The sequence below is a fragment of the Asanoa ishikariensis genome (assembly GCF_900107455.1).
Taxonomy (GTDB): Bacteria; Actinomycetota; Actinomycetes; order Mycobacteriales; family Micromonosporaceae; genus Asanoa; species Asanoa ishikariensis.
This window is the reverse complement of sequence record NZ_FNQB01000004.1, coordinates 211,719-227,038: the sequence shown is the minus strand read 5'-3', so window position 1 is coordinate 227,038 and position 15,320 is coordinate 211,719. Positions and strand designations below refer to the sequence as shown.

Below are 15,320 nucleotides of genomic sequence, written 5' to 3'. Positions count from 1 at the left end.
GCGGCGGCCGCCCAACGCGGCCGCCGCCGACTGCGGGGTTCAGGTCGGGGGCTGGACGATGAGCGCGTCGTATTCGGCGACCGGCCATGGGACCGTGAAGTACTGCCGTTCGACGGCCCGCTTCATGAGGCGCTGAAGGTCGTCGCCTCCGATCTGGATGAGCCGGAAGTTGGCCGGGTCACCCTGACGCACTTCTCCACGATGTAGATCCAGAAGTCAGGGTCGCTGGCCGCTTCGTTCTTCTGCCGAGGCTCGAGCCACAGATCCTGACCGCGGGAGTACTGGCCGTAGGCCTTGACCTCGATGGTGCGGCCGCCGCCGGCGACGTCCGCCGCCGCACCGGTGCCGCGCGGAACCGTTGACTGGACCGAAGTAGCCAACACCTGACAACGATCGGTGGCCCGCCCAAAATCACGTGAGGTTGGTTCGGGGGCGCTGGCAGGATGGCGGCGTGATGTTGACCATCGGGACCACGTATCGGCCCGCGACCGATCTCGGCTATCTGCTGGTGAAGCACCCGGACCGGGTGCACGAGTTCGAGTTGCCGACCGGGCGGGCGACCGTGTGCTTCCCCGAGGCCGACGAGGCGCGCTGCACCGCCGCGCTGGTGCTCGAGGTGGACGCGCCTGATCGGCGTGCGGCGCCGGACGGCTTCTCACTCGGGCGGTTCGTCAACGACCGGCCGTACGCGGCGTCGAGCTTGATGTCGGCAGCCCTGAACAAAGCCTTCCGCACCGCGATGGCGGGGCGGTCGAAGGATCGGCCCGAGCTGGTCGCGACCGCGATCCCGTTGGAGATCCGGATCCCGGTGCTGCGATGCCGGGGCGGTGCGGACCTGGCCGACCGCTTGTTCGCGCCGCTCGGCTACGACGTCGCCGCTGCCGCCATCCCGCTGGACGAGGGGCATCCGGAGTGGGGCGAGAGTCCCTACGTCGACCTTCAGCTCCGTGGCACCGTGCGGCTCGCGGACGCGCTGCACCATTTGTACGTCCTGCTGCCCGTGCTCGATGACGCCAAGCACTACTGGGTGTCGACCGACGAGGTGGACAAGCTCGTCCGGGCCGGTGAGGGCTGGCTGGCGGGACACCCGGAGCGGGAGCTCATCGTGCGGCGATACCTGGCGCACAGCCGCGCGCTGTCCGAGCCCGCGCTCGAGCGGCTCGCCGAGTCCGACGACCTGGTCGTGGCGGACAGCGTCGACGCCGTGCTGCCCGCGGACGCCGACGAAGACGCCCCGTCGCTTGCCGTCGTCCGGCGCGCGGCGGTGCTGCGGGTGCTGCGTGAGTCGGGTGCGCAGCGGGTGCTCGATCTCGGGTGCGGTCCCGGGGCGCTGCTCGCCGACCTGATGGCGGATCGGCGCTTCACCGAGATCGTCGGCGTTGACATCGCCCCGCGGGTGCTGGCCATCGCGGCGCGGCGGCTGCGGCTCGATCGGCCCGGTGCGATCGCGGAGCGGGACCGGCAGCGGATCGCGCTGGTGCAGTCGGCGCTGACCTATCGCGACGCCCGGCTCGGCGGATACGACGCGGCCGTGCTGATGGAGGTGATCGAGCACGTCGACGAGTCCCGCCTGCCGGCCCTGGTCCGCTCCGTCTTCGGCTCCGCACGACCCGGCACGGTGATCGTCACGACGCCCAACGCGGAGTACAACACCCGATACGCGGGTCTGGCCGCGGGGGCGATGCGCCACACCGACCACCGCTTCGAATGGACACGGGCCCAGTTCGCGGACTGGGCGGCAGCCGTGTCGGCGGCCAACGACTACGCCGTGACGATCGAAGGCGTCGGTCCGGCCGACGCGGACCTGGGCGCACCGACCCAGCTTGCCGTCTTCACCGCAGCCGGAGGCAACGCATGACCGAGCTCCCCGTACCCGCCCTGAGCCTGGTGGCATTGATCGGGATCTCCGGCGCCGGCAAGTCCACCTTCGCTCGGCGGCACTTCCTGCCGAGCCAGGTGCTCTCCTCCGACGCCTTCCGCGCGATGGTGGCCGACGACGAGACCGACCAGTCGGCGTCCGCCGCGGCCTTCGACGCTCTGCACTACGTGGCCGGCAAGCGGCTCGCGGCCGGCCGACTCACGGTGATCGACGCCACCCATGTCCAGGAGCACGCCCGCTCCACTCTCGTGGCTCTGGCCCGCGCCCACGACGTGCTTCCCGTGGCGATCGTGCTCGACCTGCCCGAGGAAGAATGCTGGTCACGCACCGAGCAGCGCCCGGACCGCTCGTTCGGACGCGGTGTCCTCGCCCGCCAGTCCCGCGACCTGCGTCGGACTCTCAAGCGACTGAACCGCGAAGGCTTCCGCACCGTCCATGTGCTGCGCGGCCGCGACGAGATCGAGGCTGCCACGATCCGGCTCCAGCCGCTCTACACCGACCGCCGCGAGCTGGCCGGGCCGTTCGACGTGATCGGCGACGTGCACGGCTGCCGGTCCGAGCTCGAAACGCTGCTGACCCGCCTCGGCTGGACGATCAGCCGCGACGACGCCGGCCGGCCGGTCAACGCCGAGCACCCCGAGGGGCGCACGGCCGTTTTCGTCGGCGACCTCGTCGACCGCGGACCGGACTCCCCCGGCGTGCTGCGACTCGTCATGGGCATGGTGCGCTCCGGCACCGCCCTGTGCGTCAACGGCAACCACGAAGCCAAGCTGCTCCGCAAGCTGCGCGGCAAACAGGTCACCGTCTCACACGGCCTGGCCGAGACTCTCGAACAGCTCGACGGCGAGGACGGCGGCTTCGTCGCCGACGCCACCGCGTTCATCGACGGACTTGTCAGCCACTACATCCTCGACGGCGGGCGGCTCGCGGTGGCGCACGCCGGCATCAAGGAGGAATACCAGGGTCGGGCATCCGGCCGCGTACGCGCGTTCTGCCTCTACGGTGACACGACCGGCGAGACCGACGAGTACGGCCTCCCCGTGCGGTATCCGTGGGCGGACGACTACCGCGGCCCGGCCACCGTCGTCTATGGACATACGACGACGGTCGACCCGCAGTGGGTCAACAACACCATCTGCGTCGACACCGGCTGCGTGTTCGGCGGAGAGCTCACCGCCCTGCGCTACCCGGAACGCACCCTGGTGTCCGTGCCCGCCGAACGCGAGCACTACGCACCGGCCACACCGCTGGCGACGACGGTTCCCGAACGCCCTGGCGACCTGCTCGACGTCGCCGACGTGCTGCCCGGCTCGGGACGTCGCCAGCTCGACACGCCGTACGGGCGCATCCCGATCGAGGCGCCCCAGGCGGCAGCCGCGCTGGAGATCCTGGGACGGTTCGCCATCGACCCGCGCTGGCTGATCTACCTGCCGCCGACCATGGCACCCGCGCCCACCTCGAAAGCGGACGGCTATCTCGAGCATCCCCGGGAGGCGTTCGACGGCTACCGCGAGGCCGGTGTGACCCGGGTGATCTGCGAAGAGAAGCACATGGGATCGCGGGCCCTCGTGCTGGTGTGCCGCGACGAGGCGGCGGCAGCGCGCAGGTTCGGCGTCACCGACGGCGAGACCGGCGCGATCTACACCCGCACGGGCCGGCCGTTCTTCACGCCGCCGCTCACCGCCGACCTGCTCGCCCGCGTCCGAGCCGCCGTGTCCGCAGCCGACCTGTGGGCCGCACTCGAGACGGACTGGCTGCTGCTGGACACCGAGATCCTCCCCTGGTCCGCCAAGGCCGGCGAGCTGATCCGCGGCCAGTACGCGAGCGTGGGTGCCGCCGCCGGCGCCGCATTGCCCGCAACGCTGGACGTCCTCGCCACGGCGATCAACCGCGGCCTGGACGTGACCGCCCTACGCGACCGCACCCGGGACCGCGCCACCAACGCCGCCCTCTTCACCGCGGCCTACCAGCGCTACGTCCGCCCCACGACCGACCTCACCGGCGTCACCATCGCCCCGTTCGCCGTCCTCGCCGCCGAAGGCACGAACCTGGCCACCAACGACAACGGATGGCACCTGAGCATCGCCGACCGGCTGGTCGCCGCCGACAGCACGCTGTTCACCCGGACGGCCCGCGTGCCCGTCGACCTCGACGATCCGGCGACCACGGAGGCCGCCGAGAAATGGTGGTCCGAGCTCACCGACGCCGGAGGCGAGGGCATGGTCGTCAAGCCCGCCGACGGCCTGGTCCGCACGGCACGCGGCGGCCTGGCCCAGCCCGGCCTCAAATGCCGCGGCCGCGAATACCTGCGCATCATCTACGGCCCCGACTACACCACCCCCGACACCCTGGCGGGCCTGCGCGGCCGCAACCTCGGCCGCAAACGAAGCCTGGCGCTGCGTGAACACTCGCTCGGACTCGCCGCGCTCGACCGCCACGCCGCCGGCGAGCCGCTGTGGCGCGTACACGAGCTGGTCTTCGGGATCCTCGCCCTGGAATCAGAGCCGGTGGACCCCCGGCTTTGACTCCCGCCATGTCATGAGGACTGGAGCAGCCATCGCTCAGGGTCTTCGCCCGCGACGAAACCAAGGTAATCGCTGGCCAGCGCCACTCCGGCCAGGCGTCGAAGGTGGGAGGTCAGGCTCCGTAGCTGGTCGGTGCCGGTGGCCAGGATGTGGTTGTCGGCGGGCCGGAGCCAGGGCAGGACGTGTTCACAGATCAGGGCCCGCCGTGTGGTCTCGGTGGTGTTGTGCCCGGCGGCGTGCCACAGGCGGCCGCTGTAGACGAGCGCACTGCCGGCGGGCATGACCGCAGGAACGAGCTCCTGCGGCTGCGGACGGCGTCCCGCGGCCCAGTGGTGGCTTCCCGGGGCGATCAAGGTGGCGCCGTTGCCTGCGGTGAAGTCGTCGAGTGCCCAGATGACGTTGGTCTCCGCCTCGACCTCTCGGGGAAGTGGGTAGACCCCCGCGTCGAAGTGTGGCTGCTGGGCGCCCTGGCCCGGATCCACGGCGGACAGGAACAGCATGCCGAACTGGTAGACCTCACCCAGGCGTGCGGTGACGAGGTGATGCACCTCGGGGCGGAGCAGCAGCGGTTCGAGGGAGCCGACGCGGTTCAGCAGGGAGTAGACGCGCCGGGTGCGCCGGCCGTCGAAGTCGTTGTCGCTCCAGCCGGCCCCCCGCAGAAGGTCATCCGCGTGATCGCGGGCCGCGGCGAGCTCCGCCTCGGACAGCAGCGCGCGCAGCACGACGAAGCCATGCTCTCGCAGCGCGGCAAGAGCTGAACCGCGGTCGGGCGCCACAGCAGGAGATCTTAACCGCTGGCCGCCTGGTAGAACGGTGTTCCGTCCGGCACCCCGGCGTCCCAGCGCGTGCGACCCTGAGGACGTTCAGGGCACAGCCCGGGTTTGTGCCGGATCCGGGGTCATGCCCGCGGGCCATACAGTCGGACCGTGACGCTGATGGCGATGCCGGGCAACCCGCTTTCCCGGCGCTCGTTCCTGGCCGCCGCGGCCACCGCCGCGCTGGCCGCCCCCTTGCTGGCCCCGACCCGCGCCGGCGCGACCACCGCGCCCGCCCCGGCCCGGCGGATCCCGCTGCTGCTGCCCACGCCCACGGGTCGGTTCCCGGTCGGCGTGCTGCCGCTGCACCTGCGCGACCTGTCGCGCCCCGACCCAGTGATTCCCGAGATCACGTTCCGCGACTTCATGGTGAGCGTCTGGTATCCGGCGAATCCAGGACCCGGGCAGCCCCGCGCCGACTGGCTCCTGCCGGCGGCCTGGCGCACGTTCCAGGAGCGCAACGTATTGCCGCTCGACGTCCTCGCCGTCCCCCGCACACACGGTCGGATCGGTGCCCGGGTGAGGCACGTGGCCACGCCGTACCCGGTGGTGATCTTCTCGCCCGGTTTCGGCCTGGACCGCGACAGCGCCACTGTGTTGGTCGAGGATCTGGTCAGCCACGGGTACGTGGTGGTCACCGTGGACCACCCGCACGACGCCGGGGAGGTGCAGTTCCCGGACGGTCACGTGGTGGTCGCCGGGCTTCCAGACGACGACGTCCGGGCGGTCGGGCTGCGGATGGCCGACGTGCTCTTCACCCTGGACCGTCTGCCCACGGTGAACGCCGGCCGGAATCCGTCGGTGGCGGGTGGGCCATTGCCGGCGGGCCTGGCCGGCGCGCTGGATCTGCGGCGGGTGGCGGTGATCGGGCACTCGCTCGGCGGCGCGACCGCGGCGCACCTGCTGAACGACCCGAGGGTGCGGGCCGGCGCGAACCTCGACGGTGGCATTTTCGGCCCGCCGCTGTGGGAGGCGTCGCACAAGCCGTTCCTGTTCTTCCTGGGCCAGGGGCACGACACCACGCTCGACCCGACCCTGCACGAGCTGTGGACACGGCTCCACGGTTTCCGGGCCGCGGTGAACCTGCGCGACTCCGGGCACCTGTCGTTCACCGACTTCCAGGCGTTGATCCCCCAACTCGCCGGGCCGGCGGGCTTCACACCGGAGCAGGTGGCGGGCTTCATCGGCACGATCAACCCGGCGGCCTCCGTGCGCACGGCCCGGGCGTACCTGCGCTCGTTCCTGGACCTGACCCTGCGGCACCACGACGACGGCCTGCTGCACCGTCCTTCGCCGCGCTTCCCGGACGCGCGGTTGGTCACTCTGTGACTAGCTGATCAGCGCCATGGGCAGCAGATCAACCGGCAACCCATCCTTCGGGTACGGCAGCGAAACGTTGCTCATCGGCGGCGTGTAGTGCGCCGGCACCGACCACCGGAACCGTCGCAGAATCTGCGCCAGGACCGTCCGCGCCTCGAGGTTCGAGAACGCCATCCCCAGACACTTGTGCACTCCCCCGCCGAACGGCGCCCACGCGAACCGGTGCGACCGTTCCTCCGCCCTGTGCGGTGAGAACCGCGACGGATCGAACGCCTCGGGGCCGGTCCAGAGCTCCGGTAGGTAGTGCGAGAGCTGCTGACACACGAACGCTCGGGTGCCGGCCTGAACGTGGCGGCCGGCTACCTCGGTGTCCTTGACCGCCCGCCGCGCCACCACGGGAACGGGCGCGACCAGGCGCTGACACTCCTTGATCACCATGTCCAGGTCGGGCAACGTGCTCAGCTGCTCCACGGTCGGTTCCGGACCGAGCACCGCCGCCTCCGCACGGACCCGGTCCTGCCAGTCGGGATGACGGCCCAGGTAGTACATCGCGGTCGACACCGTCGAGGTCGTGGTCTCGTGCGCCGCCATCAGCAGGAAGATCATGTGGTTGACGACGTCCGCGTCGCCGAAGCGGGTGCCGTCCTCGTCCTCGACCCGGGTCAGCACGGAGAACAGGTCGTCGCCGCCGGCCGCCCGCGCCGCCGGCAACTGCGCGGTGAGGAACCGATCCAGGGTCGCCCGCCCGCGCGTCGCGCGGTGCCATTTGTTGCCCGGCACCGCGACGCGCATGATCGCGCCGGCGGCCTGCACGCAGTCGATGAAGGCCCGGTTGACCCGGTCCAGCTCGACCGGGTCGGCGATCCGGTGCCCGCCCATGAAGATCTGCGTGGCGAGATTGAGCGTCAACCGCTTGAGAGCCGAGTACGCCGGGAAACGCTCCGCCGCCTGCCAGGTATCCAGCTCCGCGGCGACCGCGGGGTGCAGCGCCGCGGTGTAGGCCGCGAGCCGCGAACGGGTGAACGCCTGCTGCAGGATCCGGCGGTGCTGCTTGTGTTCCGCGCCGTCGAGCAGCATCAGGCCACGGTCGAAGAACGGGCCGACGAGCAGCTCCCAACCGTTGACGAAGGCCTTGTCGCCGTTCTGGAGAACGGCGCCGCAAGCATCCGGGCCGAGGATGAACGCCGCCGGCCCAGGGCCCGGCATCGCGACCGGGGCGACCGGACCGTGAGACCGGTAAAGCTGACGCATCAGGGTGAGCGGGTCGTGCATGTAGGCCAACGAGCCGCCGATCACCGGAATCGCCGACTTCGCCCGAATCCATCGATTCGTCTCCATGTCCTGATTATGCGCGCGTCCGCGACGGCGGCCGAGGGTCAGCCGTTCGTGGTGCTACTTTCCTGACTTTTCGTTGGTTCCGCGGACATTCGCTGGCAGTGTGACGGGCACAAGGGCTCAGCGGGTCGTGGAGAGAAGCTGAGATGACGGGATCGGCCATCCAGGCCCCGCAGATCACGCTGCCGAAAGGTGGGGGTGCGGTTCGCGGGATCGGTGAGAAGCTCGGCGCGAATCCGGTGACGGGCACCGGCACGATGTCGGTGCCGATCGCGACCAGTGAAGGGCGCGGCGGGTTCGGGCCGCAGCTTTCGCTCGCGTACGACTCCGGCCAGGGCAACGGGCCGTTCGGGCTCGGCTGGAACCTGGCCCTCGCCACCGTCACCCGCAAGACCGACAAAGGGCTGCCCCGCTACGAGGACGGCATCGAGTCCGACGTCTTCGTCCTGTCGGGCGCCGAGGACCTGGTGCCGCGCGCCGGCGGCGGACCCCTGCGGCGCACGCTGGGCGGCATCACCTACACGGTGGACCAGTACCGGCCGCGCATCGACGGGTCGTTCGCCCGGATCGAGCGGTGGACCAGCACCACCGACAGCCGCGAGGTGTGCTGGCGGGCGATCTCCCGCGACAACATCACGACGTGGTACGGCAAGACGGGCGAGAGCCGGATCGCCGACTCGGGCCGCGTCTTCAGCTGGCTGATGTGCGAGAGCTACGACGACAAGGGCAATGCGATCCGGTACGAGTACAAGGCCGAGGACTCGTCCGGTGTGGACCTCGCGGCGCAGTCACACGAGCGCCACCGCACACCTGCCGCGCGATCGGCGGGGCGTTACCTGAAGCGGATCAAGTACGGCAACCGCACGCCCCGGCTGGCGGACGAGGACCTGGCCGCCAGGGCCGACTGGCTGTTCGAGGTCGTGTTCGACTACGGCGAGCACGTCACGCCCGGCGCGGACGGTCGGTCGGTGTCCGCCGTGCTCGGCGACCACGAGCGTGCCTGGGCGCGCCGCGAGGACACCTTCTCGACCTACCGCGCCGGTTTCGAGGTGCGCACCTCGCGGCTGTGCCAGCGCGTTTTGATGTTCCATCATTTCCCGGCGGAGCTCGGCGCCGCCGACTGTCTGGTGCGCTCCACCGACATCACCTACGACACCACGGGCGTCCGGTCACTGGTCACGCAGGTGACGAACTCGGGCTACGTGCTCCGCACGGACGGAAGCTACCTGCGCAAGTCGATGCCGCCCGTCGAGTTCGAGTACTCCCCGGCCACCGTCGACGGCGAGGTCCGCGACGTCGACCTGGGGGACCTGCCGCTGGGCGCTTCGGCGTACCAGTGGGTCGATCTCGACGGCGAAGGGTCGCCCGGTCTGCTCGCCCAACAGCAGGGCGCCTGGTTCTACAAGCGCAACGTGAGCCCGCTGTCCGGCTCGTCCGCGCGATTCGATCCGGTGGTCGAGGCGGCGAGCCTGCCGTCGTTCGCGACCACTCCGGCCCGGCACCACCAGTTTCTCGACCTCGCCGGTGACGGCCGGCTCGACTGCGTGGTGCTGGAGCGTCCCGCGCCGGGCTTCTTCGAGCGCACCGACGAGCGCGGCTGGGACCCGTACACGCCGCTCGCCTCGTTTCCCGATCTTGACTGGAACGAGCCCAACCTGCGGTTCGTCGATCTCACCGGGGACGGGCACGTCGACCTCGCGATCACCGAGGGCGACGCTCTGACGTGGTATCCGTCGCTCGCCGAGGACGGATTCGGCTCCGCGCTCCGCGTGCCGAGCCCCCGCGAGCCCGTGATTTTCGCCGACCTGGACCAGACGGTCTTCGCCGCGGACATGTCGGGCGATGGCCTCGCCGACATCGTCCGCGTGCGGAACGGCGAGGTCTGCTACTGGCCCAACCTGGGCTACGGGCGGTTCGGTGCGAAGGTGACGATGGATCACGCACCGTGGTTCGACGCGCCCGACGTGTTCGATCCGCGACGCCTGCGTCTGGCGGACATCGACGGATCCGGCCCGACGGACCTCATCTATCTCGCGGCGACGGAGGTACGGCTCTACTTCAACGAGTCCGGCAACGGCTGGACGGGCGCGCGCACGCTGCCGGCGTTCCCTGTCGTGGACGACCTCTCGACCGTCCAGGCCGTGGATCTGCTGGGCAACGGCACCGCGTGTCTGGTGTGGACCTCACCGCTGGACGCCGCGATGCGTTACGTGGACCTCATGGGCGGGCAGAAGCCGCACCTGCTCGTCGGCACGGTGAACAACCTCGGCGCGGAGACGCGCATGCGGTACGCCCCTTCGACGAAGTTCTACCTCGCGGACGAGCGCGCGGGCCGGCCGTGGATCACGCGCCTGCCGTTCCCGGTCCACGTCGTCGAGAGCGTCGAGACCCTGGACCGCATCTCGGGCAACCGTTTCGTCACCCGGTCGGCGTACCACCATGGCTTCTTCGACGGCGTCGAGCGGGAGTTCCGCGGCTTCGGCCTGGTGGAGCAGTGGGACACGCAGGAGTTCGCCGCGGCTTCGGACGTGCCGCCGGTGCTCACCCGGAGTTGGTTCCACACTGGAGTGTTTGACGATCGGCAGCGGATCTCGCGCTACTACGCCGACGAGTACTTCCGTGAGCCAGGACTGACCGACGCCGAGGCGGAGCGCCTGCTGCTCGACGACACGGTGCTGCCCCCGGGCCTGACCGCCGACGAGCAGCGCGAGGCGTGCCGGGCGTTGAAGGGCTCGATGCTGCGACAGGAGATCTACGCCCTCGACGGCACGGACCAGTCCCCCTACCCGTACACGGTCGCCGAACAGAACTTCACGGTCGTGTGTGTGCAGCCCCAGAACGCGAACCCGCACGCCGTCTTCTTCCCACACTCGCGCGAGTCGATCGTCTACCACTACGAACGCGATCCGGTCGATCCGCGCGTCACGCACAACCTGACGCTCGCCGTCGACGCCTTCGGCAACGTCCTCCAGTCGGCGGTGGTGGCGTACGCACGCCGCCGGCCCGACCCGACGCTGGAGCCCCGCGACCAGGCGAAGCAGGGCCAGGTGCACGTCATGTGCATCGAGCAGGCGATGACGAACGCCGTCGACACCCCCGACGACTATCGCACCCCGCTGACGTCCGAGTCGCGGTCGTTCGAGCTCACGGGGTTGACGCCGGACACGCGCTTCTCACTGGACGAGCTGTTGGCCGCCCTGTCCGACGGCGGGCCGCAGAAGCGGCTGGTCGGCCACTCGCGGATGCTGTACCGCGCCGACGACCTGTCGGGAGCCCTTCCGTTGGGCCGCCTGGATCCGCGCGCGATTCCCTTCCAGGGCCTGAAGCTGGCGCTCACGCGGGAACTGGTCGAGCAGGTGTTCGGCACGCGGGTCTCCGACGCGGTGCTGTCCGGCGAGGGCGGATACGTGCACAGCGAGGGCGACGACCAGTGGTGGGTGCCCTCTGGCCGGGCGTTCCTGTCGCCGAGCGCGGCGGACGACGAGCTCGCCTATGCGCGCGGTCACTTCTACCTCCCCCATCGCTACCTCGACCCGTTCGGCCAAGTCACCGCCGTCACCTACGACGGGTACGACCTCATGACCGAGAGCATCAGCGACCCGCTCGGCAACACCGTGACGTCCGGTGAGCGCGATCCGGCCGGCAACGTGCTGTCGTCGGGCAACGACTATCGCGTGCTCCAACCGAAGCTGGTGACCGACCCGAACGGCAACCGGTCCGCGGCGAGCTTCGACGCGCTCGGCCTGCTCGTCGGCACGGCCGTCATGGGCAAACCGGCCCCGGCGCCCCGGCAGGGCGACCTGCTCGACGGCTTCGAGCCCGACCTCCCCGACGACGTCGTGGCCGCGCACCTGAGCGATCCGCTCACCGACCCGCACGCGATTCTCGGCCGGGCGACGACGCGAATGGTCTACGACCCCTTCGCCTACTGGCGCACGCGGCACGAGGACAGGCCGGCGCCGTGCGTCGTCTACACGCTCACGCGCGAGACCCCCGACGCGGAGCTCGGCGCGGGCGAGCTGACCCGGGTCCAGCACCGCTTCGCGTACTCCGACGGGTTCGGCCGCACCATCCAGCAGAAGTCGCAGGCGGAGCTGGGGCGTTGGGTGGGCGGCGGCTGGACGGTCTTCAACAACAAGGGCAAGCCGGTCCGGCAGTACGAGCCGTTCTTCAGCCCGACCTTCACGTTCGAGTCCGACATGCGGGTGGGCGTCAGCCCCGTCATCTTCTACGACCCCGCGGGCCGCGCCGTGGCGACGCTGCATCCGAACCACACGTGGGAGAAGGTCGTGTTCGACTCCTGGCGCCAGGAGAGCTGGGACGGCAACGACACGGCCCTCGTCGCCGATCCCGCCGCGGACGCCGACGCCGGCGGCTTCTTCCGCCGCCTGGACGACGCGCAGTACCGGCCGACCTGGCTCGAGCGCCGGCTGTCAGGCGACCTCGGTCCGCAGGAACAGGACGCGGCCGAGAAGACGACGATCCATGCGGCCACACCACTGGTGACCCACGCGGACACGCTCGGCCGGACGTTCCTGAAAGTGGCTCACAACGCGTTCGTGCGCGACGGCGCGACCGTCCGGGAGACCTACGCGACGCGGTTGGAGCTGGACGTCGAAGGCAACGAGCGGGCCGTGGTCGACGCGCGCGATCGCGTGGTCGTCAGCTACGACTACGACCTGCTCGGCACGCTCCTGCATCAGGCGAGCATGGAGGCCGGCGACCGCTGGATGCTGGGCGCCGTCGACGGCAAGTCGATCCGCACCTGGGACAGCCGCGACCACGAGTTCCGGACGGCGTACGACGCGGGCCGGCGGCCCGTCGAGAGCTACCTTCGCGAAGGAACCGGGTCGCCCGTGTTGCTCGGGCGGTCCGTCTACGGTGAGGGCCGGCCGGACGCCGCCGAGCGGAACCTGCGCGGCCGGATGGTGCAGGTCTTCGACCAGTCCGGTGTGACGACCACCGACACGTACGACCTGCGGGGCAACGCGTTGACGAGCGTTCGCCAGCTCGCCAGCGAGTTCCGCGGGACCCTCGACTGGGGTGCGGCCCCGGCACTCGACCCGACCACGTTCGCCGGCAGCGTCACGTACGACGGGCTCAACCGGCCGACATCGGCGACGACACCGGACGGAAGCGTCTACCTCGCGACGTTCAACGAGGCGAACCTGCTCGAGCGGGTGCGGGTGCGGCTGCGCGGTGCGCCGACCGCGACCACCTTCGTCAGCGACCTCGGCTATGACGCGAAGGGGCAGCGCACCAGGGTCGAGTACGGCAACGGCGCCAGGACCGAGTACGCGTACGACCCGCTGACCTTCCGCCTGGCCGGCGTCGGGACGACGCGCGCTTCGGACCAGGCGACCGTGCAGAACCTGCGCTACACGTACGACCCGGTCGGCAACATCACGCACATCCGCGACGAGGCCCAGCAGACGCTCTACTACGACAACCAGGTCGTCACACCGGACAGCGACTACCGCTACGACGCGGTCTACCGCCTGATCGCCGCCTCGGGGCGCGAGCACATCGGCCAGGCCGCGCGACCAAGGCCGGGCTGGGACGAGCACCTGCCGCTGCCCACCGACGGCCAGGCGATGCGCGCCTACAGCGAGCGCTACGACTACGACGCGGTCGGCAACGTGGAGCGGTTGATCCATCGGGCCGCCGGGGGTGACTGGACCCGGACCTATGCCTACGGCTCGCCGAGCCCGTTCGATCCGGCTGTCACCACGAATCGCCTCACCGCGACCAAGGTCGGAGCGGGTCCCGCCGAGCTCTACACGTACGACGCTCACGGCAACATGACGTCGATGCCGCACCTGACGGGGATGGACTGGAACCACCACGACGAGCTCGCGGCCACCACGAAGCAGTCGGTGACGGAGGGCACGCCCGAGACGACGTACTACGTCTACGACGCGGGCGGTGCGCGCGTCCGCAAGATCACCGAACGGCAGAACGGCACGCGCATGAACGAGCGCGTCTACATCGGCGGCTTCGAGGTGTACCGCGAGTACGACGGGAGCGGCGCCACGGTGACGCTCGAACGCGAGACGCTGCACGTCATGGACGACCAGCAGCGTGTCGCGTTGGTCGAGACGCGCACGCGGGGCAGCGAGCCCGGCGTGCCGGAGCAGTTGACGCGGTACCAGTTCGGCAACCATCTCGGGTCGGCGGCGCTGGAGCTGGACGCGGCCGGTCAGGTGATCTCCTACGAGGAGTACTTCCCCTACGGCGGCTCGTCGTACCAGGCCGGCCGGAGCCTGGCGGAGGTCAAGCTCAAGCGGTACCGGTACACCGGGCTCGAGCGCGACGACGAGACCGGCCTGAGCCAGCACGGTGCGCGGTACTACGCGACCTGGCTCGGGCGGTGGACGAGCAGCGACCCGTCGGGCATCAAGGACAACCTCAACACGTACGCCTATTGCCGGGGTAACCCGATCACTCTCGTCGACCGGACCGGGCACGACTCGGAGGGGTGGACCGGCCTCAACCAGATGACCGACGAGGGCCGCCACTGGAGCTACACGGACCAGAACGGCGACATCTGGAACTACGTGCGGATCGTGGAGGACAAGCCGGTCATTGAGCTCGAGTCGGAGTGGGAGACGACGGAGACCAGGTTCGACGCCTGGTCGTTCTTCTACTACAAACGCGAGCGGGTCGTGCATAGCGGGCTGCGGGCCGTCACGCGTATCCGGCCGGTCGTGACGTTCGAGGGGTGGCTGCCGTCCTCGTCGGAAGTGATCACTGTTACCGGGACCGTCCCCAAGGAGTCGAAGGGCTGGCTTGGGACGGCCGCCGGATGGGTGGGTACGGCCCTGGACTGGGGGTTCGGACCCAAGAAGGCCGTCGCGGCGTACCGCGCCTTCCAGTTCCTCAGCGACGCGTGGGACAACGGGGTCACCACCGCCGCGGAGAACTACGGGATCGGCAAGCTGCAGGACAAGGCCGTCGACACCGCGTTGAAGATCGGCAAGAAGGTGGTCAAGGGCAAGGGCTCCGGGCACCAAGACCAGGGCGGGACGAAGTCGACGGCCAAGCCGCGCCGGTACGTCACCAAGAAGCTGACCGACGCGGAGCGGACCAAGCTCCGCAAGGAGGCGCGCGAGATCGCGGAGGCCGCCCGGGGAAAGCGCCTGCCCACCGGCACCCAGGTCCACCATCGCGTCCCGCTGGAGTTCGCGCATCTCCAGCCACATCTGGATCCGAACCGGCTCGACAACCTGATCGTGATCACCGACCGCGAGGCGTTCGACAACCGGAGCACGGGCCTCGGGCTGAACTTCCACCTGCGCCTGCACGAGATCTTCGAGTCGCAGATCAAGGGGGTCCCGCGAAAGGGGAAGGGAGCCTTGACGGCCGCCGAGATCGAAGACGTCGCCAATCGGATGGAGAGCTACATCAAGTCTTCGACCAAATGGACCGTGGAGCGGCTCAAGTGAC

At 70.2% G+C, this 15,320-nt stretch carries 7 protein-coding genes; 4 read left to right on the top strand and 3 right to left on the bottom strand.

The features are described 5' to 3' along the window. Positions 1-39: 39 nt before the first annotated feature. Positions 40-192, bottom strand: a complete 153-nt coding sequence (locus BLV39_RS43310; RefSeq protein ID WP_176985226.1) for a hypothetical protein — start codon at positions 190-192, stop codon at positions 40-42. A gap of 259 nt (positions 193-451) precedes the next feature. Between BLV39_RS43310 and BLV39_RS33785 the strand changes: the two genes are divergently transcribed. Continuing rightward, positions 452-1,858, top strand: coding sequence for a 3' terminal RNA ribose 2'-O-methyltransferase Hen1 (locus BLV39_RS33785; RefSeq protein ID WP_090801263.1), 1,407 nt, complete (start codon positions 452-454; stop codon positions 1,856-1,858). Beyond that, complete coding sequence (locus BLV39_RS33780; RefSeq protein WP_090801261.1) at positions 1,855-4,404, top strand: polynucleotide kinase-phosphatase; 2,550 nt, start codon at positions 1,855-1,857, stop codon at positions 4,402-4,404. Before BLV39_RS33785 ends, BLV39_RS33780 begins: the two co-directional genes overlap by 4 nt. A gap of 11 nt (positions 4,405-4,415) precedes the next feature. On the opposite strand, the gene BLV39_RS33775 is transcribed toward BLV39_RS33780, so the two are convergent. Then, entirely contained in the window at positions 4,416-5,180 is a 765-nt protein-coding gene (locus BLV39_RS33775; RefSeq protein ID WP_176985225.1) for a phytanoyl-CoA dioxygenase family protein, read from the bottom strand. A gap of 159 nt (positions 5,181-5,339) precedes the next feature. On the opposite strand from BLV39_RS33775, the gene BLV39_RS33770 reads away from it, so the two are divergent. Continuing rightward, the gene (locus BLV39_RS33770) at positions 5,340-6,548 is read left to right on the top strand and encodes an alpha/beta hydrolase family protein (RefSeq protein ID WP_239083566.1); all 1,209 of its coding nucleotides are present in this window, start codon (positions 5,340-5,342) and stop codon (positions 6,546-6,548) included. On the opposite strand, the gene BLV39_RS33765 is transcribed toward BLV39_RS33770, so the two are convergent. Then, positions 6,549-7,877, bottom strand: a complete 1,329-nt coding sequence (locus BLV39_RS33765; RefSeq protein WP_090801254.1) for a cytochrome P450 — start codon at positions 7,875-7,877, stop codon at positions 6,549-6,551. It abuts the gene before it with no gap. Between the two features lie 143 nt (positions 7,878-8,020). Here BLV39_RS33765 and BLV39_RS33760 point away from each other — a divergent pair, with 143 nt between their 5' ends. Next, on the top strand, positions 8,021-15,319 hold the full coding sequence (locus BLV39_RS33760; protein WP_090801252.1) for a SpvB/TcaC N-terminal domain-containing protein: 7,299 nt from the start codon (positions 8,021-8,023) through the stop codon (positions 15,317-15,319). The last annotated feature ends 1 nt before the right edge of the window (position 15,320 follow it).

What these genes read in the sequence shown, in the direction of transcription:
- BLV39_RS33780 (WP_090801261.1), top strand. Translation starts at nt 1,855, where the DNA reads ATGACCGAGCTCCCCGTACCCGCCCTGAGCCTGGTGGCATTGATCGGG.
- BLV39_RS33760 (WP_090801252.1), top strand. Translation starts at nt 8,021, where the DNA reads ATGACGGGATCGGCCATCCAGGCCCCGCAGATCACGCTGCCGAAAGGT.
- BLV39_RS33770 (WP_239083566.1), top strand. Translation starts at nt 5,340, where the DNA reads ATGGCGATGCCGGGCAACCCGCTTTCCCGGCGCTCGTTCCTGGCCGCC.
- BLV39_RS33765 (WP_090801254.1), bottom strand. Translation starts at nt 7,877, where the DNA reads ATGGAGACGAATCGATGGATTCGGGCGAAGTCGGCGATTCCGGTGATC.